Raw genomic sequence first — 25,272 nt, 5'->3', positions numbered from 1 at the left:
TTTACATTGAAAATCGTTCAATTGTTTGTTTCAAGTCCGCTGCTTGCTTCTCTAAATCCTTTAATAATTGATCGATTAGTACCATATTTTTTGATTGTTGCAACGTCACACGCGCTACTTCTTGTGAACCAGCTGATGTTTCCTCAGCAATTGCTGCTACAGCCTTCGTCTGTGCTCCTGTTTGATGAATGTGACTCACTTGTTCGTTCATATAGCCACTAATTTGCTTCGTTGCATCGGCAACTTCCATAATACTCGATGACATTTCTTTTAAAATTAATTCGGTAGCTGCCCCACGTTGTGCCTCTTCTTTAGCTGTTTTCACTTGCTCTGTCATTTTCAATGCGACTTGTTGCACTTCTTCTTGCATATTCTGTAATAATTGCGATATATTTCTTGCAGAATGATCGCTTTCATCAGCAAGTTTACGTACTTCTTCAGCTACAACTGCAAAGCCCCTTCCATGCTCTCCAGCACGGGCTGCTTCAATAGAAGCATTCAGTGCTAATAAATTCGTTTGACTAGCAATCTCACTCACAACAGAAACGATATGTTCCACTTGTTTCATTCGTTCTTCTAACTTCTGTACATTTTGCATCGAATTTTCATTTTCTTTTGCCAATGTTTGAATACCTTGAATTAAGGAAGTAAAGACTCGTGTACTTTGCCCTAAAGCTTGAACCATTTCTAAAGACAACTCGTCAGACTGTTTTGCTTTTTCTTCTACTTCACTTGCAATGGAAGTTGTTGTATCGACAGCCGAAACAATCGCCTGAATGGACGCTGCTGATTGCTCCGCGCCAGAAGAAATCTCTGCAAGGGTTTCAGACACACCTCGTGCTTGCTTTGTTGCTTCCCCTGTTTGTCTTCTAATTTGCTGAACTTGATTATTTGTATACGAAAATGTAGTATCAATATTTTTTACCATACCTCTTAAGTTCCCTAGCATCATATTGAATGCAACACTTAAAGATTTAATCTCATCATCTGTTTTTGGTAACGGGACATCTTCACGAATATCACCATCGGCGGCCTTCCTTGCAGCCTCCTCCAATTTTCGAAGCGGTTTAATTAAAAAGATTGCTGCTCCATACGCTAAAATTCCAGACCATACTACACCTAGTAACATAACGATAATATTATAGACAGTTTGACTTACATAACTTTGAAAATAATCGTATATCACGTAAATAAAAAATATACTTGTTGAATATGTAATAAAAGCTAAAACTGTAGTAAATAGCATAAGTTGTGTACGTAAACCAAAGGAAAAAGTTTTCTTCTCCTTTTCCATTTCTCATTCCTCCTCATAAGTAATATACATACTATCTATATATTATTATCCATATTTTCCTTATAGAAAGATATATCGATTTTTGTTTTTTTATTTACATATTCATTACATTACTTTTTCTGTATATAGAATAAAAATAATGTATACTTTTATTTGGATGCCAATTATATATTCAACTAAATAATGTAAGGTTAGGTGATTCTATGTTAAAAACTTTAGATCGTTTAAGTGTTATAAATAGATTTATATTGTTAGTGGCAGTACCCATTCTTTCCATACTAATTATTAGCGTTGTAAATTATATAAATTTACAACAAATGCACAAACAGCTTCAAACAGTATATGTGGATCGTCTACAACCTATTAAATGGCTAGGCTCTATTGAGAGCAGCATGTACCAAGAGTTTAGTTATGTAAAGGAACTCATTATTACTGAAGATGAGAATCGACGTACTACAATTTTAATTAAATTAAATGATGCAAATAAAGAAACCGAAAAATTACGAGCTCAATATGAAAATACATATGTAACAGGCGAAGAAAAAAAACTCCTCAACCAATATAAAGAAAAACTTGCAAACTATGAAAAGCATCGTGCTCAAATGCTTGATCTCATTAAAGAGAATAAACTTAATCAAGCATATTCATTTTATCTAACTACAGTTGAACCTAATTTATCGGCTACAGTAGATTCTTTAAAAAATCTTAGTGATTATAACGAAAAGATAGCTGAAAATCTGTATAACGAAAGTCAACACTCTTATAAGCAAGTGATAAGCGTAACAATTATTTTATTCATTGCATGTTTAGTTCTTTGCATTCTTATCTCCTTATTTACTGCTAAATCTATTATCAATCCAATCAATTCATTACGAAACATAATGAATACAGCTGGAAAAGGTGATTTAACCGTTGCTGTACCAAAACAATATCGTCATGAATTTGGTCATATGTTTAATAGTTTTGATCAAATGATATTAAATTTACAGCAAATTATTAACAATGTGATTCAAACAAGTGTAAAAGTAAAAGGCTCTACAAACCACATTGTTGAAACAGCAACCGTTTCCTCTTCCACTATGGATAACATTGCAAATACAATGAAGCAGTTGTCTCACCATATTAATGATCAGTCTGCGAATATTAAAGATAGTTCTACAGCTATGGATGAAATAGCAAATGGCGTGCAAAGCATAGCTGAATCTTCTACAACGATTTCAAACTTAGCTATTTCTACTTCTGATAAGGCGAATATAGGAAGCGAAATCATTGAGAAATCCATTTCTCAAATGACAACTATCCATACCGTCATGGATGAAATATATAAAGTGGTAGATCAATTAGTTGTTCGTACACAAGATATCGATAAAGCATTACAAACTATTACTTACATTTCTGAACAAACAAATCTATTATCTTTAAACGCTGCCATTGAATCTGCTCGCGCCGGTGAACATGGAAAAGGATTCGCAGTTGTGTCTGAAGAAGTTCGTAAGCTTGCTGAACAATCAAAACAAGCAGCTACAGATATAACAAAACTAAACTTACTCGTACAAAATGATACAAAAGATGTAGTCAACGTTATGGGGAAAGGACAACAAGAAATTCAAGAAGGCATTCATGCCGTTCAAAATGCAAAATTAGCATTCCATAATATCGTGAATCATATTAATGAGGTTACAGATCAAATACAAGATATAACAGCAAGTGCAGAAGAAATGTCAGCAAGCTCAGAAGAAATAAATAGCGCACTTATTAATATCTCTTCAATTTCACAAAATATAGTTTCGGAGACTAATTATACATCTCAATCTTCACAAGCCCAGTCGGTATCAATACAGGATATTACAAATATGTCTCTTCAAATGCAAAAACTTGTTGAAGAATTAGAAGCGTTCGCAACTCAATTTAAAATTAAAAATTTGTAAGCATAGGAAAGACCACCTAAATTAGGTGGTCTTTCTAATTGAATTATACATTCAGATTTATTTATATAGGAACTATCCTCCGAAAAAAATGAAGGATTCTGACAATTTGTGGCTAATAACAGAAATAAGGGGCAACATTTGCAAAATATATTTTTGACTGGGGGTTTTGTATGATTCAGGTTCGAAATCTAGTAAAATCATTCGGCTCACTTGATGTTTTAAAAGGAATTGATTTAGAAGTAAAAGAAAAAGAAGTTGTTGTTTTAATTGGTGCCAGTGGTTCCGGTAAAAGTACATTACTTCGCTGTCTGAACTTTTTAGAAATGTACGATGAAGGTGAAATTCACTTACAAGGGGAACAAATTGATCCTAAGCATTCAAATTTAAACAAAGTCCGCGAGAATGTCGGTATGGTTTTTCAGCACTTTAACCTCTTTCCCCATATGACCTCACTAGAAAACATCATAGAAGCACCTATTCATGTAAAAAAATTAGAAGCAGCAAACGCAAAGGAAATCGGAAATCAGCTATTGCAAAAAGTCGGCCTACAAGATAAAGCAGATGTGACGCCTCACCTCCTATCAGGTGGTCAAAAACAGCGCATTGCTATAGCACGAGCTCTTGCTATGAACCCTAAAATTATGCTATTTGATGAACCTACCTCAGCCTTAGACCCTGAACTTGTTGGAGAAGTATTGCAAGTTATGAAAGAACTTGCTGAAGAAGGAATGACCATGATTATTGTTACTCATGAAATGAATTTCGCAAGAGATGTAGCTGATCGCGTCATTTTTATGGATGATGGAAAAATTGTAGAGGACGCTCCGCCAGCGCAATTCTTTTCAGCTCCATCACATGAACGAGCAAAACAATTTTTACGCAACGTTTTATAATGTAACTTCTGTTTCAAATGAAAAGAAATACATTCATACGGTGCACAACTCAATAACATACTTAAAACCATCCGTATGATCAATATATAGGAGGGGTTTTATGAAAAGAAAACTATTAACCATTGTTGCGAGTATTACATTATGTACATCCTTCATACTAGGAGCCTGTAGTAAGGAAAGTGCTACTACTTCTTCAAATGGTGAAAAAGAATTCCGTTATGCGATGAGTGGCTTATATAAACCTTTTAACTATAAAGAAAATGACGGAAAGCTTGCCGGTTTTGATGTGGAAATTGGTGAGGCACTTGCGAAAAAAATGAATATGAAACCCACTCCTATTACAAATCCGTGGGAAACGCTAATTCAAGGTCTACAATCGAAAAAATATGATGCTATATTGGGCAGTATGGCAATTACAGAAGAACGCTTAAAAGCTGTTAATTTCTCAAATCCTTATTATCGTTCTGGTGCCCAAATTTTTGTGGCTAAAAAGAATACATCTATCTCTTCCCCAGAGGATTTGAAAGGTAAGAAAATTGGTGTTGTAAAAGCTAGTACCTTTAAAGACCTTGTTGCAAAACATACAGATCAAATCACAGAATATGACAGCGATATTACTGCACTTATGGACTTAGAGCCTGGGCGTATTGATGCAGTAATCACTGATCAAATGGTCGGATTACGTATGATCAAAGAAGGGAAATCAAATATAAAAGAAGCTGGAAAACCATTAAATCTTGATGAAATGGGAATTGCTATTCGTAAAGATGATAAAGAAATGGTTGAGAAAGTAAATAAAGCTTTAGATGAAATCATTAAAGATGGTACGTATGAAAAAATTAGTAAAAAATGGTTTGGGCGTAATATTCTCGGTGAAGAGGAAAAAACGAAGTAAATTAGCTAGTCAAATGTTTCATACATTATGCCCCACTTTTTATGTGGGGTATTTCATTCCCTACCAAAATCCATACAATATGAGGTGACACATATGTTTGAAATTTTTATGTCTACTTATCCCACACTCTTAAAGGCTACTATTGTCACATTACAATTAACACTAACATCCCTATTACTCGGTTCACTAATCGGATTACTATTCGCCTTTTTTCGAATCTCTAACAATAAGGTTTTAAATAGTATTGCTCATGTATATATCGCCATTATTCGTGGTACACCTTTAATTGTTCAAATTGCCATTCTCTATTTCGGTATTACATCAATTATTGTCTTCACTCCTTTTTGGGCAGGGGCAATTGCTTTAGCAATCCATAACGGTGCATATATTACTGAAATTTTCCGCGGATCCATTCAATCTGTCGACCGTGGACAGTTAGAAGCCGCTCGCTCTCTAGGTATGCCTTATCCTTTAGCGATGCGCCGTATTATATTACCGCAAGCATTTCGGCAATCTCTTCCTCCTTTAGGAAATCAGTTTATTATTGGATTAAAGGATTCTTCGCTCGTTGCATATGTAGGATTGTCTGAATTATGGGGATCAGGTTTATCAATTGCTGCAAGTAACTTCCAACAATTAGATACATACATAATCGTTGGTTTATATTACCTCGTACTAGTTCTTCTATTTACTTACTTTGTTAATCTTTTAGAGCAACGATTACAAAGAAAAGAAACCAATTCAGTTCAAGTTAGTAGAAAGAATAAAAAAGAAGTCTCTTTATAAGAAAAAGCAAGCCTGAGATGGCTTGCTTTTTCACTGCAAAATATATCAATTTTTACTGATTTACTTTTTTAATACTCTCTTTTTCCTCTATATGTTCCTCACGATATGAAATATTATGAGGATCTAGTCCATTTCCTAAAGAACCATAGAAATGCTCTCTATGCGGATCCACTAATTCACTTCCTTGATAATACACACGTGGTGTATTCCATAGCGCTGCCAAAGCTTTTGTCATTGGCATCTCATGATAGCGTTCCGGCCACATTTCTTTAATTTTCTCTTTTACTAACGGATAGTATTTAGAGCTCATAGCAGGGAACAAATGGTGTTCTGTATGATATGAGAAATTGAAATGTAAAACATCTACCCAGCGCGGCACTGTTACTGATAAACAGTTTGCTAACGGATCATTTACTGGAACAATTGGATTTAAGCGGTGATTTGTTGCGATATATGCCATTACAATAAAGTTAGCAATTAACAACGGAATCACATATGCAAATAACCATTTTGCTGGTCCCATAATAAACAATAAACTAATCCAAACTGTCCAAGGCAAAAGAAGTTGAAGCCATACAGATTTTTGATTGGATGACTTAAATTCTTTTATAAAATGAAAGAACATTCGAGTCGAATGTAATGTAAATTGAATGGTTAGTGACAGAAAACTAAAGAATGAACGTACATGAAGGGGCATACGATATACCCAGCTCAAAAACTTACTCTTCTTAAGCTTCTCAAGTGTCGGCCATGCATCTGGATCATTCTCTTCATGCTGTGTATGAACGTGATGCGTTGCATTATGCCACTTTCTCCAAAGTTTAGGACCTGTTGATAATGGCATAAATGCAATCGCGCCTAAGAAATCACGAAGCCATGCTTTTCTTACAACAGTTCCATGTAAAATTTCATGCCCTAAAAACCCAAGTGAAGCAAAACATAATCCAAGAACAATCGCAATTCCTAGATTCGCCCACACATTCAATTCAAATACACCAATCGATATTAACCCCGCCAATGCCACAAGCAAATAAGCCAGTCCACCAAATAAACGAGTAGGAACTGGTTTAAATGCTTTTTTCGGCAAATGTGGTGATACACGTGCTGCATACCACCCAAACGTATGAAGCTCCTTCATCCTTTTGCCCCTTTCTTATGCCGCGCCTTGCGCAACTTACATATATCAATTCTTGCTTCCAGATTGATTTTACTAGATGATCAAAAAAGCATCTATTATAAGGAAAATATACTCACTCTATCGTCACTTATTTTTTCGCTTTTATTATCAATGAAAAACATTTCTCTTTTTACTCTCTATCAACCTTTCCACATGATGAATCATATCAATAGAATTTCTATATTGTCAACAACTTTTATGACCTAGTAATAAAAGTTGGTTATATTTTTATAATCATACCTTATTTCACTAAAGAAAAAACATAGATTTTATAAGGTTTCATCCATTATGCATATACATACACTGACATACTATAGACTCTATCTTATTCAAGAACCCTCTATGTAAACAACAAATAAACTCACTTGAATCTAGCTTTACACAACTCCTACCTCTTCATACCGATGACATTGAATAATTATATTAAAATAATTTCATCTTTCTTTTAATAAAAATAGACACCTTCTAAAACAACACACATGAATTTCATATCATATGGAAATATTAAAAGGAAAATTGTTCTAAAATCGGGAGGTTTCTATAATGACAAGCGATACATTTCCACAATTCCCATTATCTTATTGGATTGAATCTACTCAAATCCCTGCTTTTCCTCATTTATCTGAAGATACAAAAACTGAAGTTGCTGTTATCGGAGCTGGGATTACAGGCATTACAACTGCCCATTTACTTGCAAAAGAAGGTATGAACGTTGTTTTAATTGATTCTGGCCTCATTTTAAATGGAACGACTGGGCATACAACAGCAAAGGTAACAGCGCAACACGATCTTATTTATGATGAATTAATCAATCATTTCGGCTTGGAACAAGCGAGGCTTTACTATGAATCAAATAATCATGCTCTTCAATTTATAAATGAGACTGTACAAACATATAAAATCGACTGTAATTTCTCAAATGAAGATTCATATTTATATACAACTACTGATAATGGATTAAGAAATTTATCAAAAGAATATGAAGCCTATCAAAAATTAAATATACCTTGTGACTATGTTCAATCTCTATCGATTCCGATTCCCGTACAATCTGCACTGGTCATGAAAAACCAAGCACAATTCCATCCCATCCTTTATTTGAAAACACTTTTAGAAAAGTTTGTGGAGATGGGTGGAAAAGTTTATGAACAAACAACAGCCATTGATGTGGAAAAAGGTGATTATCCGCAAGTCATTACAAAGGGCGGACATCGCATCACTTGCAAATATATTGTCTCTTGTTCGCATTTTCCTTTTTATGATGCGAATAGCTTTTTCTTTACACGCATGTATGCTGAACGCTCTTATGCTCTTGCAATCAAAGCAAAAACGGATTATCCAGGTGGCATGTATTTAAGTATTGATGACCCAAAACGCTCTTTGCGCTATACAACAAACAATGGGGAAAAATTAATTTTAATTGGCGGCGAAAGTCATAAAACAGGACAAGGAATTAACACGATGCTTCATTACGAAGCACTGTATTCTTTTGCGGAAGCAACGTTTGGAGTAGATGAAGTTCCCTATAGATGGTCAGCACAAGATTTAATCACGCTAGATAAACTTCCTTATATCGGACATATTAACGAAAGGAATCCAAATATATTTGTTGCAACTGGATATCGTAAATGGGGAATGACAACTGGAACTGCTGCCGCTCATTTACTGAAGGATTCCATTTTAAAAGTACACAGCCCATATAAAGAACTGTATGCACCATCACGCTTCCATGCAAATCCAGATATAAAAACGTTCTTCTCTCAAAACCTTGATGTTGCGAAACATTTAATTGAAGGAAAGATTGAAACTGCATTACGTAAACCAGAAGATCTCGAAGTTGGTGAAGGATCTGTCGTACATGTTAACGGGAAACGAGCAGGTGCTTATAAGGACAAAGATGGAAAATTACATATTGTCGATACAACTTGTACACATCTTGGCTGCGAGGTTGAGTGGAATAATGGTGATTGTACTTGGGATTGTCCTTGCCACGGTTCCCGCTTTTCAATTGAGGGCGATGTTATGGAAGGTCCAGCAGATCAACCGTTAAAACGAGTTGATAATGAGTAGACAATGCAATATGACTTAGCATGTAATTTTGACTTATTCTCATTCGCAGGTCTCATAGCAGCTATATCTGTTTTTTTATTCCTACAAAATAAAAAAGAGCACAAACTCACTTGTGCTCTTTTTCATATACTGCAAACAACATATCTCGAAACAATGTATTTAAACTCTCAATATCAATCCCTGATCCCTTTTCGATTCCTTTTACATATTGCTCATAGTAATGAATTTGTTCTTCTAAAAATTGATTCAAAACCTCAATTTTTAATCCCATATCTAATTCAGTACCTGCCTTTTTCTTTACTAATAACTGTTCAATTTCATCTAATACACTACGTTCTAATGATAATTCTGTAATCAATCGATCGAATTCTACGGGAGGCAAAGTTGTTTTCTCCTCTAGCCACTTACAAGCTAAAATAGGACGCAATACATAAAAGTACTTTTTCAATTTTACATTCTCGCCTTGTAAAAATTCACGATAATTTTTTGAAGCCATATGTAAGTAATGATATATCGTTGCTTTGGGGTCAAAATGCTTATCACTCATTTGCTGAAGTTGTTCTGGAAAATGAGTGTTTTTCGAATAAAAAATCGGTGATCGAATCCATTCAAGTAAAGCTGGGTTTGATTTTGCGAATAGTTGTAACGCCTTTTTAATATCCCATCCACTTATATCTAAATCATCACTAATTGGATACTCAATTACATCTCGTTTATCATGAATTGATAAATACCACTCTACCGGATGCATATAAACAAATCTAACATCATAATCGCTATCTTTCGATGGAAATCCCCAAGCACGACTTCCTGATTCCACTGCAAATAAGATTTTCACATCATTCTCTTTTTCAATTCTTGCTAACTCCGCTTTAATTTTCTCTCTCATTTCATACCCTCTCCATTTTTTGATTATTTCCTTGGAAATTCGACAAATATATTACTAAGTTTACTACATACTAAAATAGCTGTCAGAAAATTCCCGACAGCCTGCCAAAATCCCTTATTTTTTACTTGTTCTTTTCTGTTACACTAACCGCAATTCTTTCAAACTCTTTTTGAATCTCCTCTTTATATGCATCTACTTTTGAAAAATCCATAGCCGCAATATAAATTCGTTCTAATTTATCACGAACTGATTTCGCTTTCGCTAAGAAAGACATCGCCTCATTCATTTTTGCTTTATATTGAATTGACACGTCGCGAATTTCTGTCGCATACTTCTCATCTGTCCCTGGTGTCACGATTAGGGCATACATATCTATAACTTCATCACCTTCACGGCTTGGAAAATATTCATGTGGTGCGGTACTATCAAAAATTGCAAACCCTAACTCTCTTACGATAACCATATCAAGACTATTTGGATCAAATCCACAATGATATACTTCAACCGCAAAGCCTTTTTCTTCTGCTGCCTTAGCTAATTTTTTGAGCATAGTTGATTTTCCAGAGCCTGGGCGCCCTTTTATAAAATAACGATGTGATAATCCTTCTGTTAAATTAGGAACAAAATCAACTGCTCCTTTTGGTGTAGCTGCTCCTAAAAAACGATGTTTCACAAGCGATTGTTTCCCACCTTTATCCGTAAAGAGCTTCTGAATCAGCTGATCAGTTAGTTCATTTGCTTTATTAAAATCAATGTTATTAATATATATTTTCTCCCACTCATCATGTATAATTAGCGCCTCGTGAAAGCAAGCGTAGGCAGTTTGAAAAGCTTTGCTTGCCTCTGAAACAAATCGTTCAATTTCCACCTTCTGCTTTCTTAATTTATCTGAGTCCCAAGCAACCCCTAAATTGATATACTCCTCAACAACTCCTGGCATTTTCGGCTCGATAACATGCGGAGATGTTCCATCAACAATTCCTACTTTTAACTTCGGGATAATTACACCATCAACCGATTTATTATCGGAAGAACAATGTAAAAATTCAATATCATATCCTTTTTCAACCCATTCACGACCTATTGCCTTAATTAAAGAAGATTTCCCCGTTCCAGGGCCACCCTTTAAAATAAATAATCTGTCTAACCCTTTTAAATTCTCATCATATAAATTATGAAATCCTCTAGCTGTATTTCCACCAGCATAATAATTCAATACAGTCCCTGTCACTGCACTCACTCCTTCGCAGCATTCTATTTACATAAGCTACAATATGCGAGCATCTTTATTTGGGTGAATACCTATTTTGTATTGCACGAAAAAAGGAAATGAATTACAATTTAAATACAATGAATATTCAGAACTAAAATTAAATATGTCTTTATCAAGAGAGGCAGAGGGACCGGCCCTTTGAAGCCCAGCAACCTCAGTTTATACAAACTGAATAGGTGCTAATTCCTGCAAAATGCATTGCATTTTGAAAGATAAAACGTAACTATTGTGTGCAAAACTCATCTTTCTTGATTACGAAAGGTGAGTTTTTTTATTTCAAAACATATATTGGAGGTATGTAAAGTGAAAGTAATTGACCTATCACAAACATTTGAAAACAATATGTCCCAATTCCCTGGAACACCAAAAATCAATTTAGGGGCCATTACAAGCGTTGAAGAGACAGGCTATCAAGTTACAGATTTTCATTCTGTCGTTCATGTTGGCACGCATTGTGATGCTCCTGCTCATTTCATTTCAGGCGCAACGACTATTGATCAATTACCCCTAGATCAATTTGTAGGCGAGGCGGTTCTTATTGATGTAACTCATGTACAAGAACGAAAAATACCTAAAGAAGTATTGCACAATGCTGACATAAAAGAAGGGGATATTGTTATTTTCCATTCCAATCTATCTACTAAGTGGAATACAGAGGCATATGAGCAAGAAGCTTTTTATCTTTCTGAAGAATTAGCCGAGGAATTAGTTCAATTAAAAATAAAATCGGTCGGCCTAGATTTCATTTCTCCTGATGAGGTAACGACAGAAACATCACCAATTCATCACATACTACTTGGGAATAATATTTATTTAATTGAAAACTTAACAAACTTAGATGCCATTCACACGAAACGTTTCTTTTTCTCAGCGGCACCTTTAAAAATTAAAGATAGCGATGGTGCTTTTGCCAGGGCATTCGCTGTAATTTTTTAAACAAACTATACAAAAAAAGCAAAGATCATCATTGACCTTTGCTTCTATTTTTTTTATTTAAACTAAGAAAGAATTGCTCAACACGAGGACGTAACCAAGCTAAATAATCTTTCTCTCTTTTCTTTGTACAAGCTATTTCTTCCCCATCTACCATTCCGACAAGCTCTAGCTCTAACAGTTGCCTCGTAAATGCTAACATATTTATTTCTTCGTCTGGATACTCTTCTTTTAATTTCTCCTCAATTTCTCCCAATAAAAAACCGTCACGCATCATTGCCAATGCATCAATCCAAAGTGGCGGCATTTCATATTTTTCTCCTGTAATTGTATCTTTTACAATATAATTCTTTTGCTCTTTTCTAAATTGAATCGTGTGTAAACATACAGTCGAATTTAATGTTAATTCCATCATACCACCTCTTTCATAATATCTGCATAGAAAAAAGGATGCGCGTGCACCCCTTCTTTTCCTAACACTACCGAACCGTTACATGAATAACAAATCTCATGTCGATATTTTCCTCCATTATAAACGAAGTATTTTATAAAAAAAACCCTTCTTGAAACATTTTATAAAATGTTTATATTTACACAACAAGAACACTTTTCTGAAAAATATTTTCTTCTAGCACATTATGCTGTCGGTAAAGAAAATTCCACTTTCGTTCCTAGTCCCATCTACTTGCAAATGAAATCTCACTCTATATTGCACTGCATAACTTTCCATTAGTTGTACAACATATAAAAGGATTGCTCGTATATTACATCATTCGTAATTTGTTGGCTTTGTTTTCCCTAAAAAATCCGTTAATTTTTTTAAATACTTTTAAAGCTTCTCTTTCCTCATAAATCAAGCTTTTAAATTTGTTCATATAAATACTCCTCATGATCCATACACATGTTATCTTTCTAAATTATAAGTATGAAATTGCTCTCAGGGCAATATACAACCTTATCATACGAAAAGGAAGAAGATTTCCCCCTTCCCTTTCGCTATAACTTATATCCATCTTAACCGATCATGTAGCAGGCCATCCGTAAAATTGTTATGTCCTATTACAAAATTATTCATATATAAATTTAGATATTCGCCGTACTTACTCTCTGTATTTAATAATAATTCCTCGACATAGTAAGCACCTTGTCCAAAGTGATCTAAAAGTAAACTGCACAAGCCTCCATAAATCCCGCACCCTACTTGAAAGTAAGTTGCATTCGTTTTATATTTATGAAAAACCTGGCTACTATTCATTACATTGTACATATACGTCTCGCTATTTTCATAAACGAGTAGCACACCAACCAGGTCCTCCCCTGCAATCTCTTCTTCCGCTGGATTAAATACTTTACGATTCCAATTCCATAAATCTTCTACTTGGTCTAAGTTCTGTCTAATTACGTTGGTCGTATACTCATTAATTCGGTACAGAAAGCCCACTTCCATATTGAAATTTTTCCCTAAAATTAAAACTTCCTCATGTGGCATTAAACAACCATGAAACTCTTTCTCTCCTAACTTTACTTTATACTCTGAAGCATATACATCTTCATAAAAGTAAAGGGGACGATGATGACTCATATACATCGGATAGCTCCATATCGCTTCATCTAGAAATCGTTCTACTGCCCATGAAGCATAAAGTGTATGAGGCTTTATCAGTGCTGTATCGTTCAAAAATGAAGTATCATGTTCCACTATATAGCATGCCCTTGGCTTTTCATTTGGTCGTTCCTTCATAAGTTCAACGACCATCCATTGCACAACACCTGGATTCATACCTGAGCCTATAATTGCTTTTGTATTTGTAAATTTCTCTTTCTCCTTCTCAAACCTCGTATATCTTTCCGTAAGCTGAAAACCGATTAAACTATCATCCTGGTCTACTACTTCATTTTCCAAAGCTGAATTTATATAACAAATTCCAAGTTCATTACAACAGCTTAATACTCTGATCGTATCTGCCCCCGAAACATCAATAACAACACCCGTACTTTTGTCTTTCAAATGTTGTTTGAATTTCACTACATCTTGAAGGTCAATTTCATATAAAAACAATTGATTTTTCAAATTTGGAAACAACTCATCATAATAAGTCCTATCTTTTTGTTTTATATCAACCAAATGAAATTGAACATTCCTTATCGCTTCATAAATCGGATCTTTTTCATTTACTATCGCTTGATTTAAAATAGCTAAAACTGCTTTTGCTGCTCCACCAGCACTACCAAGTAATGTAATCGATGACGAATTTGAAAACTGTTCCACCAACAAAACCCCTTTAATATAGTAGTTGAACAGTTCTCCCTCCAAAAAATAAATTGAATATACAAAAAGATGACTCGTACATATTTTTTATAATTTTGCACAAGATTAGCTCTCCATAGATCGCTAATATATTTATCTTCAATTCATTTTTCCCCTCACATCCAAATCAAACTAAATAAATAGGCTCGACCTTTTCTTTTGCATCTAAAAGAAAAAGCCAGCCCTTTCAACTCGTCTACGGACAATGGACAGATTTTACATGTTGAATATTTACATACATTCTTGCATCACGCGCTTTTAATATTTCAATATGCCCTTCATCAATCTTCGCCATCTTTCCGATTTTATTAGATTCCTCACCTAAATCGAACACCATAATTTTTCCAGCCATTTTAATAAGCTGCTCTTCAAATGTTCTAGCTAACGTAATATTTAACGGATTCACGGGGAGTTCATTTTTATTGAGGGCGTAAGGGACTTGATTTTCTTTATACGGAATTAACCATTTTAAATGCTTTAAAGATATATATACTGTTTTATAAACTGGACTATAAAAAACAATATAATCATTCATTACACTTGTAACATAACCATGTATTGGAGCATTTCCTGCTACATAAACTTCTGTAAAAATTCCTTTAGACGTACTTAATACTTTTCTCAAAGAAATGGAAGGGGATTCCCTCTTAATTACAGAATCAACATCTGGTTTTGATACTTCTTCATCATGTGGTCTTAAAAATTTATAATATTGTACATGGTATAAAGATATATATACGTAGTCTTGTCCATTGTAAATAACAACGATATCATTTCCTACATCAATTAATACGCCTTTAAATCTCTTTTCACCGATTAATTTAACATATATATTTTCTCCAATACTTTTATTCAACTCATTCATCTATATCCTCCTTCCTATGGACTTCACCTTTCCTATCTTACATTTCAAAAAAATAATCAGGGCAATGTTCTGTCTGAATAGTAATTAATTCCTTTTCATACTATCGAAATAAGAAATTATTCTTCTCTTTCCCTCATAATGCCCCTCTTATTTATTAAACATTATTCATCTTCATTCTTTTTACATTTCACTACTTGACTCACACTCTTAATATGATAATTAATGATATAAATGACTTCATCACAGTTTACTAGCGTAATACATTCTTCATGCACTTCACTTAATAAACCTTCCACACACTCTGGGCCGCCACGATTAATCTTTACCCACTTATACTTCAAGTCACGTAATACATCGACAAAAGTATCATCATCAGAGCAGAAACATGAAACATAGCAATCGCCACATTTACTTTCTTTCACTTTCTTAACTAGACTCTTCACGTGTTTCAATTGGTAATATACTAATTCACCAAGAGGAAGTTGTAATGTAAGGTAATCTCTTCCTAACGATACAAGTACCCCCACTCGACTCTCTGGTCCACGAAGATTTACTTTTACAGTCTCACCAACTAAGCACTTAATTTGCTCACAGCATAATACACTCTCCAAATTTATATCCTCCTTTCTTATTATCTTCCTCTACTTGATTGTCTTTGTGCGCGATCTCGACCTGAAGAAGTGCTTTCACTATTGCTTTCTTTGCTTTCTTCGCTCTCTCCGCACTCTACTGTGACACTCTTAATATGAGATACTGCAACTAATATAACTTCTTCTTTTACAATTAATGTCACGAATTCACAAGAAACATCTTGTAAAATACCTTCAACTTTCTCCGGACCCCCACGATTAATTTTCACCCAGCGATACTTGAAGCTTTGAAGTAGCTTTTCAAAGTCATCTTCACATTCACATTCAAACCATCCGCAATCATCTGCTTTACAATCTTTCGCATTTTTTGTAACACTTTTCAGATGACGAATCTGATAGTAATAGAGCTCTCCTTTTTCATTCTTTAATACAAAGTAATCCGAACATACTGCGACTATTGTCCCTTTTTGAGATTCTGGACCACCTCTGTTTACTCTCACAAAAGATCCAATTAAATCTTTCAGAAAATCACAATGAAATAAACTCACGAGAAAACCCCTTCCATTAATTTATAAGCTTTTGCACTGATAGTATATGTATCTGTACAGGTTACGTTCTCTATGTTTGTCCTAGCTAGAAAAAAATATGCTTTTAACATGGTAGACTCTTACCTATCAAACTCCTACAAAACGCTTAAGATCTATTACATTTGGCATCTTCACAAAAAAAAATCCCGTATGAAGATACATTTCTGCATATCTTCATACGGGATTTCCCATCGTTTAATCTTCGTCTTTAACATCCATATCTTCTGGAATTGGCTCGTTCAATATTTCTTCCACTAAATGCTTATATTTCTCCATTTGTTCTAAATGTGTATTGAATTGTTCTTTATTTAATAAATATTGCTCTCCATCAAACAGTGCACGAATTTTCTTTTGCTGAATTAGCTCTTCAATATACGACTTTGGTAAATTCAAATACTCCGCAGCTTCTTCTACTGTTATATACAACGCGTTCATTCCTTTATTGTTTTTTCCTATATACTGTATCTTACTTTATTTTTGTAAACAAATAAAAAAGATTTTGTAAATGCAATTTAAAAAGAAGGTGGATGCATTCCATATATTGTATAATAATATAGTAAGGATTTTTTAAATATAGAATGGTACTACCCATTTACACAAAGGAGAGTTAACATATGGCTACTCGTCACATCATTACAATGTTAGAAAATACATTACAGGTTGAAACAGAAAACACAATTTCTCATTTAACTACGTCTTTATCTGATCGTATTCTTTCTCAAAGTTCAGCAATACATGAAAACAATTGTTACCATACAATTGGGGAATGGTACAAAAATCATTTTTTATTCCAACAAGATGATTTCCTTTGGGCTAAATACGCTTTCTATGATGCATATTGTGAGGCTATAAAGGGACAAGGACATCTTACAAAACGCGTCCGTCAAATATTAGAATCATTAGCTCGAATGCATGGAAAACAGTACATTGCGTCTATATTAAATATGCCATTTCCTAACGAACGAGCTAAAGGGACAGCATAATGTAATACTGTTCTGTGTCAGCAAAACATAGATTCATTGTTTTCTAGGAAGATTTACAAATAAAACGTTCATATCACATGAACTGATGAAACCGGTGTCATTATAATGATTGAAAATATAGTAAACAGGAAAACCCCCATTTGCCTCTCTAATCACTCGAATAGAGAAGTAAATGGGGGTATACTTGTTTTTTTATTATTTCATCATCTGCTTAATCAATTCACGATTTCTCTTCTTAAATACTTCATTATGCGAAGAAACCATTCCATACTCGCTTGCATCTGGTTGAATAAATTGTTTCGCTTTATTTACAGCATTTCCAGCATCTTGGAACGCTCCCGCAATTAAGTGTAATTTCCCTTCATGCTTTAAAATATCTCCCGCAGCATATAATCCATCTACTGAAGACTCGCTATTTGCATTCCCTGCAATATAATAATTATCTATAATGGCAACGTCTAACTCACTATTTTCTAATAACGTAATGTCACGCTCATACCCATGGTTAATAATCACTTCATCAATAGGTAGATGGGCAACTTCACCTGTCTCGTGATTTGTTAATTCTACATATTCAATTGCTTCATGATTATCACCAGCAATTAATTTTGTAATAGAGGTATTAAAGAAACACTCCGCTGAGCTGTTCATAAGTTGCTTCACTTGTGCTTCATGACCAGATAATTCTTCTTTCCTATATGTTAAATAAACTTTTTTCGCAATTGGTTCTAACTCATTTGCCCAATCAATTGCAGAGTTACCTCCGCCTGAAATAATGACCGTTTTATCTTTGAAACGTTTTAAAGATTTAACTGTATAATTTAAGTTTGATACTTCAAATCGCTCCGCACCTTCAATTGATAACTTTTGTGGATTCAATATACCGCTTCCAGTTGCAACGATCACTGTTTTTGAAAAGTGTTCTTCTCCATTACTCGCCTTTAACGTAAAAGTGCCATCTTCGTTACGAATAATCGATTCTATTTTTGTATTTACTACCACTTCAGGCTGAAATGTTAAACCTTGTTGTACAAGTTGCTCAATTAATTTTTCACCAGTAACCGGTAATAATCCGCCAATATCCCAAATCATCTTCTCCGGATAAACATGTATTTTTCCACCTAACTGTGGTTGAAATTCTATTATTTTCGTTTTCATCTCTCTGAGTCCACTATAAAAAGCTGAATAAAGCCCTGCAGGTCCCCCGCCTATCACGGTTACATCAAACAATTCTTCTCTATTCATTCACCTTCACTCCTCAGCTACTAATCATTGATTATCATTCTCAATAAAATATAACCTGTTTCCGCAAAATTTACAATCAAAATTGCTATTGACAATACACCTAGATAAAATTATATTATTTAAAGAATCAATAGTGATAATCATTATCAGTTTGTTAATAATTAGCAAATTTGAGATTACATCTTCTTTCACTAATATGGTTATATACTATATTGTAAAATCTCATATTCAAGATTTTTAATACACATTTTGCATTACCACTACTCTTTCAAACAGATTGCAGTTAAACAAATTATTGTATACACATATCATCTATGTTAAAGGAGAAAGACGATGAAAAAGTTATTTATTTCACTAACAGTTCTTTTCGTTCTTGTTATGAGCGCTTGTAGCAATGGCTCTACAGACAAAAAGAACGATGCAAAAGGTAGTAAATCAGAAACAATTACATACCAATCTGAAAATGGTAAAGTAGAAGTTCCTGCAAATCCAAAACGCGTTGTTGTTTTATCATCATTCGCTGGTAACGTAATGTCATTAGGAGTAAATCTTGTTGGGGTAGATTCATGGTCTAAACAAAACCCACGTTTTGATAGCAAACTGAAAGATGTTGCTGAAGTATCAGATGAAAACGTTGAAAAAATCGCTGAACTAAATCCAGATTTAATCATTGGTTTATCAAATATTAAAAATGTTGATAAGTTAAAGAAAATCGCTCCTACTGTAACATACACTTACGGAAAAGTTGATTACTTAACACAGCATTTAGAAATCGGTAAGTTATTAAACAAAGAAAAAGAAGCAAAAACTTGGGTTGATGACTTCAAGAAACGTGCACAAGACGCTGGTAAAGAAATTAAAGCAAAAATCGGTGAAGATGCAACAGTTTCTGTTGTAGAAAACTTCAACAAACAGCTTTATGTATACGGCGAAAACTGGGGCCGTGGAACAGAAATTCTGTACCAAGAAATGAAATTAAAAATGCCTGAAAAAGTAAAAGAAAAAGCATTAAAAGAAGGTTACTACGCATTATCTACTGAGGTATTACCTGAGTTTGCTGGTGATTACTTAATCGTAAGTAAAAACAAAGATACTGATAACTCATTCCAAGAGACAGAATCATATAAAAACATCCCAGCAGTAAAAAATAATCGCGTATACGAAGCAAACATGATGGAATTCTATTTCAATGATCCACTTACATTAGACTTCCAACTAGACTTCTTCAAGAAGAGCTTTCTTGGTAAATAATACAAACATGAGGAATTCTTAAATTAAGAATTCCTCTTCCTTTATTCTATGAATAGAAAAGATGTGAAACGAATGACAAAAGATCACGACAATCCACGTTCTATAGCTTTTACATACAAACTCATTTTGAGCATAATTGCATTCTTTCTTATTTTTATGGTGGCAATGGTATTAGGGGCTGCCGATACTTCAATAAAAGATGTATGGTTAGCGCTCACTTCTTCTGCTAAAGGGGACAAAATATCTATTATTCGAGAAATTCGTTTACCACGTGAAGTAGCTGCAATTTTTGTAGGAGCTGGACTTGCTGTTTCTGGAGCAATTATGCAAGGGTTAACACGAAATCCACTTGCAGATCCTGGACTATTAGGATTATCTGGTGGAGCAAATGCTGCGCTTGCACTGACACTTGCTTTCAATCCTTCCATCAGCTATCTTTACTTAACATTTGCTTGCTTTATCGGTGCTGCAATTGGCGCAATTATGGTATTTGGAATTGGTATGGTGAAAAAAGGCGGGCTGTCCCCTCTTCGAATTGTATTAGCTGGTGCTGCCGTTTCAGCATTTCTACTCGCAATTTCAGAAGGAGTCGGCATTTACTTCAAAATTTCACAAGAGGTATCACTTTGGACTGCTGGGGGCGTAATTGGAACAACTTGGGGCCAATTGAAAATTATTATTCCAGTCATTTCAATTAGTATCTTCATCGCTATCTTACTAGCAAAAAAATTGACAGTTCTTAGTTTCAGTGAAGAAGTGGCTATTGGACTAGGCCAAAAAATTATTGTTATTAAAACCATTCTATTTATCATTATTATATTACTTGCTGGTGCATCTGTAGCGCTTGTCGGAAATATGGCATTTATCGGTTTAATGGTGCCTCATATGGTACGTCCAATTGTTGGGCCGGACTACCGTTTTGTTATACCGATGTCAGCAATTGCTGGAGCTTCCTTTATGCTACTTGCAGATACAGTCGGACGTACTATTAACGCTCCGTACGAAACACCAGTTGCCGCTATTGTCGCAATTGTAGGGCTGCCATTCTTCCTATTCGTTGTACGTAAAGGAGGAAAAACATTCTCATGATGCAATCTATTCTAAGAAAACAACGTCTTATTATACTTGCTTTACTTATACTAACCATCACAACCATTGTAGTTGGAATGGGACTTGGTTCAGCATCTTTATCTTATGATCGACTACTCCCAACATTAATGGGACAAGGGACTTTTAAAGAGGAGTTTGTTTTATACTCTTTACGGCTACCTAGAATTATTATTACATTATTAGCTGGTATGGCTCTCGCTTTATCAGGTGCTATCCTGCAAGGTATTACCCGAAATGATTTAGCGGAACCTGGTATTCTCGGAATCAACTCCGGGGCTGGTGTTGCTGTTGCTATTTTCTTTTTATACTTTCCAATAGATGTAGGTTCATTTCTTTACTTACTACCTGTTGTTGGATTTATCGGCGCATTTCTGACAGCTGTTCTAATTTACGTATTTTCTTATAGTAAATCAACTGGACTTCAGCCAATCCGACTAACATTAACTGGTATTGGTTTTTCATTTGCACTATCTGGAATGATGATTGTCCTTATTTCATCCGCTGATCGTATGAAAGTGGACTTTATCGCCAAATGGATTGCAGGAAATATTTGGGGAGATGACTGGGTCTTCGTTTTCGCAATGCTCCCGTGGTTAATCGTATTAATTCCGTTCGTTTTCTATAAAGCAAATCGATTAAACATTCTAGCATTAAACGAACCAGTCGCAATCGGCGTTGGAATTGAAATTGAAAAAGAACGCAGATACTTATTAGTTGCAGCCGTTGCGCTTGCTGCTGCAGCTGTTTCCGTAACAGGCGGAATTAGCTTTGTCGGACTAATGGCTCCTCATATCGCAAAATCTTTAGTAGGTCCAAGACATCAAATTTTCATGCCTATCGCCCTTTTAATCGGCGGATGGCTATTGCTATTAGCAGACACAATCGGACGTAATATCGTCGACCCTAACGGTATTCCAGCTGGTATTGTCGTTGCTTTAATTGGCGCTCCTTACTTTATGTATTTGTTGCTTAAAAAGGCGTAAGAAACACCCTCAAGATTTTTTCTTGAGGGTGTTTCTTATTTCATTCTATTGCTGCCCATACCCTTCAAACTTCTTCGCCAAATTCGCCATCTCATCTTCTGGCAATAGCTTCGGCTCTCCGACGCTTTTCGTTTGATAATAAATTTGTGCACAAAACTCAATTTCCTCTGCAACAGTAAACGCCATTTTTATGTTATTTGCACCTGCAATTAAACCGTGGTTCTCAAGTAAAACGGCACGACGATCAATCATGCCCTCAAAAGCTGCATCTGCTAATTGCTTCGTACCAAATGTTTCATACGGTGCACAGCGTACATTCGGGCCTGCGAAAGCAATTAAATACGATACTGCAGGAAGTTCCCATCCTAATGATGCAATCGTCTTTGCGTAAGGAGAATGTGTATGCACAAGCGCATTTATATCTTCACGCTTTCTATAATAAATAAGGTGCATATCGAGCTCACTTGATGGTTTTCTCTCTCCCTCTACCACTTCACCATCTAAGTTTAATATAACTACATCCTCAGGTTTTGTTTCATAATACTCTAAGCCACTTGGGCTAATGGCAACAAGACCTTGCTCGCGATTGAAAATACTAATATTGCCGCCTGTCCCCTTTGTTAAACCGCTAGAAATCATTTTCTTTCCATACGCTACAATTTCTTCTCTTTCTTTTTGTAATAACATATACATCCCCCTAAGTATGAAGCTTATGATGACTGCCTTTTTAACTCTAGCTACTTATTGAAATAAACTTTTTAAGTTCTCCGTAAACGGTGCTTTTACAATCCCTTTTTCCGTAATAATCGCTGTTATATTTTCATGTGGCGTGACATCAAATGCCGGATTATATACTTTACTTTCTTTCGGAGCAGAATATTGTCCGAAGCGATTAATCACTTCAGAAGCATCTCTTTCCTCGATCGGAATTTCTTTTCCTGTCGGTGTTTTTAAGTCGATTGTCGGTGTTGGTGCTGCTACATAAAACGGAATGTTGTAGTATTTCGCTAAAATAGATACGCCTAATGTCCCAATTTTATTTGCTACATCACCATTAGCTGCCACACGGTCGCATCCAACAATCACCGCATCAATCTTTCCTTGTGACATGACCATAGCTGCCATATTATCCGTAATAACAGTAACATCAATCCCCGCTCGCTGTAGTTCTAATGCTGTTAACGTTGAACCTTGTAATCTAGGACGTGTTTCATCTGAATAGATTTTCAAGCCCCATCCTTTTTCTTTCGCTAAGTACATTGGAGCTGTCGCAGTACCATACTTAGTCGTCGCTAACGCACCAGCATTACAATGTGTTAATACTCCCATTTCATCATGGAATAACGTTAATGCATGTTCTCCAATTTGACGATTAATTTCTTCATCTTCTCTATGAATCTCTTTTGCCTCTTCTAGTAATCTATCTTTCAATTGGGCGATTGATAAGTGTCCGTTCTCTGTCGCGACTGCCTCCATTCTTTCAAGTGCCCAAAATAAATTTACTGCTGTCGGTCTTGATGTTGCTAAGTATGCACATACCTTTTTTACTTCCTCTATCAATTCTTCCACCGTACTTTGAGTAACTTCCTTAGCTCCTAAATACACACCATAAGCTGCTGAAACACCAATCGCTGGCGCTCCTCTTACTTTCATTACTTGAATGGCATCCCACACACTTTCAGCTGTCTTGAAAGATTCATAGACAATCTCATTCGGTAGTAATGTTTGATCCAATAAAACTAAAGCATCATCTTTCCACTGAATTGGTATTAATTGTTCTTCCATCATCTTCTCCCCTTACTTCGCATAGTGCATGGACTGTTCTTTTAACGTTTCTACAAAGCTTGTACCTGTTTTATATTGATTCGCCTGTAAAATAAACTTCTTCGCTACTTGAAGACAAATGCGTTCTGCTCTAACACGTGCTTCTTCGTTCTCGATACAAGTAATATCCTTTACTTTCGCTAGCCCAACAATACGACGAATTAACTCAAGGCCCGTCACTGCAGCCGTATCCTCTAATACAGATTGTAAATATACTTCGTTAAAGCCTTCTTCCTTCGCCATAATCTCTGTCACATGCATATTCCAAGCGTCTAAAAACTTCTTCTTAAATAAATCAATTACCTCTACCATTGTTGATTGTAGCCAATCTATATACGTATCTTTCTCAGCCCCGGGCGGCATGGACGCATCTGCATTTACCCAAGCAAACATTAAGTTCGCCATTACATTCCCAACGTCATATCCCATCGGTCCATAAAAAGCAAACTCAGGATCAATAACCTTTGTAGAATCATCTCTTACAAAAACAGAACCAGTATGTAAATCACCGTGAATAAGTGCCTGTGCATTCGTCATAAAAGAAAACTTAAGTTTTGCTACTTCCATACGAAGCTCTTTATCACTATAAATATGCTCTCTAATCCATCCTTCATTTAACGGAAATAACTCATTACGCTTATTATGATTTGTAAATGGCTCAGCGTAGACGAGGTCTTCTGTAATTTCACATAACTCAGGATTTATATAATTTTTCACAAGTTCCTTCTTCTCTTTATGATTCATTACAACATCTGATGTTAATAGAAGAGTATTTACCATAAAAGTAGTTAAATCATCCGCAAGATTTGGAAACATTTGATGATTTATAAGTGCTGTACGCAATATAGTGTGATCAGATAAATCTTCCATTACGCAACAATTCATCACACTATCAAACAAATACACCTCTGGAACAAGCCCAGGTGCCAACTCTTCCTCTAACTGCAAAACATCTGATTCTATACGAATACGATTCGTCGACAACTTAAACTCATCTGAAATGCGTGCTGTATGCCCAGCTTGCTTTACAATGACAGAAATATTCTTTTGTTCATCCCAAACGCGGAATACATAATTTAAATTACCATCGCCTATTTCTTTACACTGCAACCCCTTTGCATCCTCAAACCTAGATAATTTCTCTTTCACATACACAATCACATCGCTAGCTTCCATTAAAAAATACTTCGTGAACTTAGACATGGTTTCCCCTCCACACCAATTGTAAGCGTTTTCTAAAAGCTATAAAAATAATAGGGTAAAATTTTTTCATCCTATATTATATTTTCTTCTTTTTGAAAGGTATATCTAGGTTTTATTATATCTTGTTAAAAATGGGAGTCAATGCTTCTCCTTTCTTAGTCTATTTTCTCTAAATAAAGGAAAAT

Annotated in this window: 24 protein-coding genes, 3 pseudogenes and 1 riboswitch; of the genes and pseudogenes, 11 read left to right on the top strand and 16 right to left on the bottom strand. The window is 35.1% G+C overall.

The window, feature by feature from the left end; translation table 11 throughout:
• Position 1 precedes the first annotated feature (1 nt).
• Both MHB74_RS02165 and MHB74_RS29160 read right to left on the bottom strand, forming a co-directional pair.
• Positions 2 to 928, bottom strand: a complete 927-nt coding sequence (locus tag MHB74_RS02165; RefSeq protein WP_412676350.1) for a methyl-accepting chemotaxis protein — start codon at positions 926 to 928, stop codon at positions 2 to 4.
• Between the two features lie 15 nt (positions 929 to 943).
• Positions 944 to 1,129 (bottom strand): annotated as a pseudogene (locus MHB74_RS29160) (HAMP domain-containing protein); the annotation flags it as partial.
• A gap of 368 nt (positions 1,130 to 1,497) precedes the next feature.
• Between MHB74_RS29160 and MHB74_RS02160 the strand changes: the two are divergent.
• From MHB74_RS02160 to MHB74_RS02145, 4 genes are all read left to right on the top strand, one after another.
• Complete coding sequence (locus MHB74_RS02160; RefSeq protein WP_061678044.1) at positions 1,498 to 3,222, top strand: methyl-accepting chemotaxis protein; 1,725 nt, start codon at positions 1,498 to 1,500, stop codon at positions 3,220 to 3,222.
• 170 nt (positions 3,223 to 3,392) lie between these two features.
• Positions 3,393 to 4,115, top strand: coding sequence for an amino acid ABC transporter ATP-binding protein (locus MHB74_RS02155; protein ID WP_061678045.1), 723 nt, complete (start codon positions 3,393 to 3,395; stop codon positions 4,113 to 4,115).
• A 100-nt stretch (positions 4,116 to 4,215) separates the two neighbouring features.
• Positions 4,216 to 5,010, top strand: coding sequence for an ABC transporter substrate-binding protein (locus MHB74_RS02150; RefSeq protein WP_061678046.1), 795 nt, complete (start codon positions 4,216 to 4,218; stop codon positions 5,008 to 5,010).
• A 93-nt stretch (positions 5,011 to 5,103) separates the two neighbouring features.
• Positions 5,104 to 5,796: an amino acid ABC transporter permease gene (locus MHB74_RS02145; RefSeq protein WP_061678047.1), complete on the top strand. Its 693-nt coding sequence runs from the start codon at positions 5,104 to 5,106 to the stop codon at positions 5,794 to 5,796.
• A gap of 52 nt (positions 5,797 to 5,848) precedes the next feature.
• Here the strand turns inward: MHB74_RS02145 and MHB74_RS02140 are convergent, their stop codons facing one another.
• Positions 5,849 to 6,934, bottom strand: a complete 1,086-nt coding sequence (locus MHB74_RS02140) for a fatty acid desaturase family protein (RefSeq protein WP_061678048.1) — start codon at positions 6,932 to 6,934, stop codon at positions 5,849 to 5,851.
• Positions 6,935 to 7,516: 582 nt separating this feature from the next.
• Between MHB74_RS02140 and MHB74_RS02135 the strand changes: the two genes are divergently transcribed.
• Positions 7,517 to 9,043 carry an FAD-dependent oxidoreductase gene (locus tag MHB74_RS02135; RefSeq protein WP_061678049.1) on the top strand — a complete coding sequence of 509 codons (1,527 nt, stop codon included), beginning with the start codon at positions 7,517 to 7,519 and terminating at the stop codon, positions 9,041 to 9,043.
• A pseudogene (locus MHB74_RS29155) lies at positions 9,044 to 9,135 on the top strand (MFS transporter); the annotation flags it as partial.
• A 14-nt stretch (positions 9,136 to 9,149) separates the two neighbouring features.
• Here MHB74_RS29155 and MHB74_RS02130 read toward each other — a convergent pair.
• Together MHB74_RS02130 and MHB74_RS02125 are read right to left on the bottom strand one after the other, a co-directional pair.
• Complete coding sequence (locus tag MHB74_RS02130; RefSeq protein WP_061678050.1) at positions 9,150 to 9,932, bottom strand: nucleotidyltransferase domain-containing protein; 783 nt, start codon at positions 9,930 to 9,932, stop codon at positions 9,150 to 9,152.
• A gap of 121 nt (positions 9,933 to 10,053) precedes the next feature.
• Positions 10,054 to 11,163: a PRK06851 family protein gene (locus MHB74_RS02125; protein WP_061678051.1), complete on the bottom strand. Its 1,110-nt coding sequence runs from the start codon at positions 11,161 to 11,163 to the stop codon at positions 10,054 to 10,056.
• A 148-nt stretch (positions 11,164 to 11,311) separates the two neighbouring features.
• A riboswitch (SAM riboswitch) is annotated at positions 11,312 to 11,424 on the top strand.
• Positions 11,425 to 11,508: 84 nt separating this feature from the next.
• Here MHB74_RS02125 and MHB74_RS02120 point away from each other — a divergent pair.
• Positions 11,509 to 12,141: a cyclase family protein gene (locus MHB74_RS02120; RefSeq protein WP_061678052.1), complete on the top strand. Its 633-nt coding sequence runs from the start codon at positions 11,509 to 11,511 to the stop codon at positions 12,139 to 12,141.
• 28 nt (positions 12,142 to 12,169) lie between these two features.
• Here the strand turns inward: MHB74_RS02120 and MHB74_RS02115 are convergent, their stop codons facing one another.
• From MHB74_RS02115 to MHB74_RS02085, 7 genes and pseudogenes are all read right to left on the bottom strand, one after another.
• Positions 12,170 to 12,550, bottom strand: coding sequence for a hypothetical protein (locus tag MHB74_RS02115; protein WP_061678053.1), 381 nt, complete (start codon positions 12,548 to 12,550; stop codon positions 12,170 to 12,172).
• 264 nt (positions 12,551 to 12,814) lie between these two features.
• Positions 12,815 to 12,940: pseudogene (locus tag MHB74_RS02110) on the bottom strand (ATP-binding protein); the annotation flags it as partial.
• 201 nt (positions 12,941 to 13,141) lie between these two features.
• On the bottom strand, positions 13,142 to 14,407 hold the full coding sequence (locus MHB74_RS02105; protein WP_061678055.1) for an S-adenosylmethionine decarboxylase related protein: 1,266 nt from the start codon (positions 14,405 to 14,407) through the stop codon (positions 13,142 to 13,144).
• A gap of 235 nt (positions 14,408 to 14,642) precedes the next feature.
• Positions 14,643 to 15,311: a hypothetical protein gene (locus tag MHB74_RS02100; RefSeq protein ID WP_061678056.1), complete on the bottom strand. Its 669-nt coding sequence runs from the start codon at positions 15,309 to 15,311 to the stop codon at positions 14,643 to 14,645.
• A 161-nt stretch (positions 15,312 to 15,472) separates the two neighbouring features.
• A complete protein-coding gene (locus MHB74_RS02095; protein WP_061678057.1) occupies positions 15,473 to 15,922 on the bottom strand; it encodes a hypothetical protein in 450 nt (149 codons plus the stop codon).
• 20 nt (positions 15,923 to 15,942) lie between these two features.
• Positions 15,943 to 16,449 carry a hypothetical protein gene (locus MHB74_RS02090; RefSeq protein ID WP_061678058.1) on the bottom strand — a complete coding sequence of 169 codons (507 nt, stop codon included), beginning with the start codon at positions 16,447 to 16,449 and terminating at the stop codon, positions 15,943 to 15,945.
• A gap of 234 nt (positions 16,450 to 16,683) precedes the next feature.
• Positions 16,684 to 16,923 carry a helix-turn-helix domain-containing protein gene (locus MHB74_RS02085; RefSeq protein WP_080467727.1) on the bottom strand — a complete coding sequence of 80 codons (240 nt, stop codon included), beginning with the start codon at positions 16,921 to 16,923 and terminating at the stop codon, positions 16,684 to 16,686.
• A gap of 179 nt (positions 16,924 to 17,102) precedes the next feature.
• On the opposite strand from MHB74_RS02085, the gene MHB74_RS02080 reads away from it, so the two are divergent.
• A complete protein-coding gene (locus tag MHB74_RS02080) occupies positions 17,103 to 17,471 on the top strand; it encodes a hypothetical protein (protein WP_061678059.1) in 369 nt (122 codons plus the stop codon).
• A gap of 195 nt (positions 17,472 to 17,666) precedes the next feature.
• On the opposite strand, the gene MHB74_RS02075 is transcribed toward MHB74_RS02080, so the two are convergent.
• Positions 17,667 to 18,716 (bottom strand): NAD(P)/FAD-dependent oxidoreductase, encoded by a 1,050-nt coding sequence (locus MHB74_RS02075; RefSeq protein ID WP_061678060.1) that lies wholly within the window; start codon positions 18,714 to 18,716, stop codon positions 17,667 to 17,669.
• 333 nt (positions 18,717 to 19,049) lie between these two features.
• On the opposite strand from MHB74_RS02075, the gene MHB74_RS02070 reads away from it, so the two are divergent.
• The 3 genes from MHB74_RS02070 to MHB74_RS02060 are packed head-to-tail and all read left to right on the top strand — an operon-like array spanning position 19,050 to position 22,060.
• On the top strand, positions 19,050 to 19,967 hold the full coding sequence (locus MHB74_RS02070) for an iron-hydroxamate ABC transporter substrate-binding protein (protein WP_000732577.1): 918 nt from the start codon (positions 19,050 to 19,052) through the stop codon (positions 19,965 to 19,967).
• Between the two features lie 48 nt (positions 19,968 to 20,015).
• On the top strand, positions 20,016 to 21,056 hold the full coding sequence (locus tag MHB74_RS02065) for a FecCD family ABC transporter permease (RefSeq protein WP_061678061.1): 1,041 nt from the start codon (positions 20,016 to 20,018) through the stop codon (positions 21,054 to 21,056).
• Positions 21,053 to 22,060 carry a FecCD family ABC transporter permease gene (locus tag MHB74_RS02060; RefSeq protein WP_061678062.1) on the top strand — a complete coding sequence of 336 codons (1,008 nt, stop codon included), beginning with the start codon at positions 21,053 to 21,055 and terminating at the stop codon, positions 22,058 to 22,060. The genes MHB74_RS02065 and MHB74_RS02060 overlap by 4 nt, the downstream gene beginning before the upstream one ends.
• 45 nt (positions 22,061 to 22,105) lie before the next feature.
• Here MHB74_RS02060 and MHB74_RS02055 read toward each other — a convergent pair whose 3' ends face one another.
• The 3 genes from MHB74_RS02055 to mtnK are packed head-to-tail and all read right to left on the bottom strand — an operon-like array spanning position 22,106 to position 25,087.
• Complete coding sequence (locus tag MHB74_RS02055) at positions 22,106 to 22,747, bottom strand: L-fuculose-phosphate aldolase (protein WP_000926556.1); 642 nt, start codon at positions 22,745 to 22,747, stop codon at positions 22,106 to 22,108.
• 54 nt (positions 22,748 to 22,801) lie between these two features.
• Complete coding sequence (mtnA, locus tag MHB74_RS02050) at positions 22,802 to 23,845, bottom strand: S-methyl-5-thioribose-1-phosphate isomerase (RefSeq protein WP_061678063.1); 1,044 nt, start codon at positions 23,843 to 23,845, stop codon at positions 22,802 to 22,804.
• A 12-nt stretch (positions 23,846 to 23,857) separates the two neighbouring features.
• The gene (gene mtnK, locus MHB74_RS02045) at positions 23,858 to 25,087 is read right to left on the bottom strand and encodes an S-methyl-5-thioribose kinase (protein WP_061678064.1); all 1,230 of its coding nucleotides are present in this window, start codon (positions 25,085 to 25,087) and stop codon (positions 23,858 to 23,860) included.
• Positions 25,088 to 25,272 lie beyond the last annotated feature (185 nt).

It is taken from the genome of Bacillus sp. FSL K6-0069, assembly GCF_038007785.1.
Taxonomy (GTDB): Bacteria; Bacillota; Bacilli; order Bacillales; family Bacillaceae_G; genus Bacillus_A; species Bacillus_A mobilis.
Note: the sequence above shows the minus strand (reverse complement) of the source record. Positions and strands in the feature narration are given on the sequence as shown.

Excerpts from the sequence above, each read along its gene's own strand:
- MHB74_RS02165 (WP_412676350.1), bottom strand. The coding sequence starts at position 928 with ATGGTAAAAAATATTGATACTACATTTTCGTATACAAATAATCAAGTT.
- MHB74_RS02160 (WP_061678044.1), top strand. The coding sequence starts at position 1,498 with ATGTTAAAAACTTTAGATCGTTTAAGTGTTATAAATAGATTTATATTG.
- MHB74_RS02155 (WP_061678045.1), top strand. The coding sequence starts at position 3,393 with ATGATTCAGGTTCGAAATCTAGTAAAATCATTCGGCTCACTTGATGTT.
- MHB74_RS02150 (WP_061678046.1), top strand. The coding sequence starts at position 4,216 with ATGAAAAGAAAACTATTAACCATTGTTGCGAGTATTACATTATGTACA.
- MHB74_RS02145 (WP_061678047.1), top strand. The coding sequence starts at position 5,104 with ATGTTTGAAATTTTTATGTCTACTTATCCCACACTCTTAAAGGCTACT.
- MHB74_RS02140 (WP_061678048.1), bottom strand. The coding sequence starts at position 6,934 with ATGAAGGAGCTTCATACGTTTGGGTGGTATGCAGCACGTGTATCACCA.
- MHB74_RS02135 (WP_061678049.1), top strand. The coding sequence starts at position 7,517 with ATGACAAGCGATACATTTCCACAATTCCCATTATCTTATTGGATTGAA.
- MHB74_RS02130 (WP_061678050.1), bottom strand. The coding sequence starts at position 9,932 with ATGAGAGAGAAAATTAAAGCGGAGTTAGCAAGAATTGAAAAAGAGAAT.
- MHB74_RS02115 (WP_061678053.1), bottom strand. The coding sequence starts at position 12,550 with ATGGAATTAACATTAAATTCGACTGTATGTTTACACACGATTCAATTT.
- MHB74_RS02100 (WP_061678056.1), bottom strand. The coding sequence starts at position 15,311 with ATGAATGAGTTGAATAAAAGTATTGGAGAAAATATATATGTTAAATTA.
- MHB74_RS02085 (WP_080467727.1), bottom strand. The coding sequence starts at position 16,923 with ATGAACGCGTTGTATATAACAGTAGAAGAAGCTGCGGAGTATTTGAAT.
- MHB74_RS02080 (WP_061678059.1), top strand. The coding sequence starts at position 17,103 with ATGGCTACTCGTCACATCATTACAATGTTAGAAAATACATTACAGGTT.
- MHB74_RS02075 (WP_061678060.1), bottom strand. The coding sequence starts at position 18,716 with ATGAATAGAGAAGAATTGTTTGATGTAACCGTGATAGGCGGGGGACCT.
- MHB74_RS02070 (WP_000732577.1), top strand. The coding sequence starts at position 19,050 with ATGAAAAAGTTATTTATTTCACTAACAGTTCTTTTCGTTCTTGTTATG.
- MHB74_RS02065 (WP_061678061.1), top strand. The coding sequence starts at position 20,016 with ATGAATAGAAAAGATGTGAAACGAATGACAAAAGATCACGACAATCCA.
- MHB74_RS02060 (WP_061678062.1), top strand. The coding sequence starts at position 21,053 with ATGATGCAATCTATTCTAAGAAAACAACGTCTTATTATACTTGCTTTA.
- MHB74_RS02055 (WP_000926556.1), bottom strand. The coding sequence starts at position 22,747 with ATGTTATTACAAAAAGAAAGAGAAGAAATTGTAGCGTATGGAAAGAAA.
- mtnA (WP_061678063.1), bottom strand. The coding sequence starts at position 23,845 with ATGGAAGAACAATTAATACCAATTCAGTGGAAAGATGATGCTTTAGTT.
- mtnK (WP_061678064.1), bottom strand. The coding sequence starts at position 25,087 with ATGTCTAAGTTCACGAAGTATTTTTTAATGGAAGCTAGCGATGTGATT.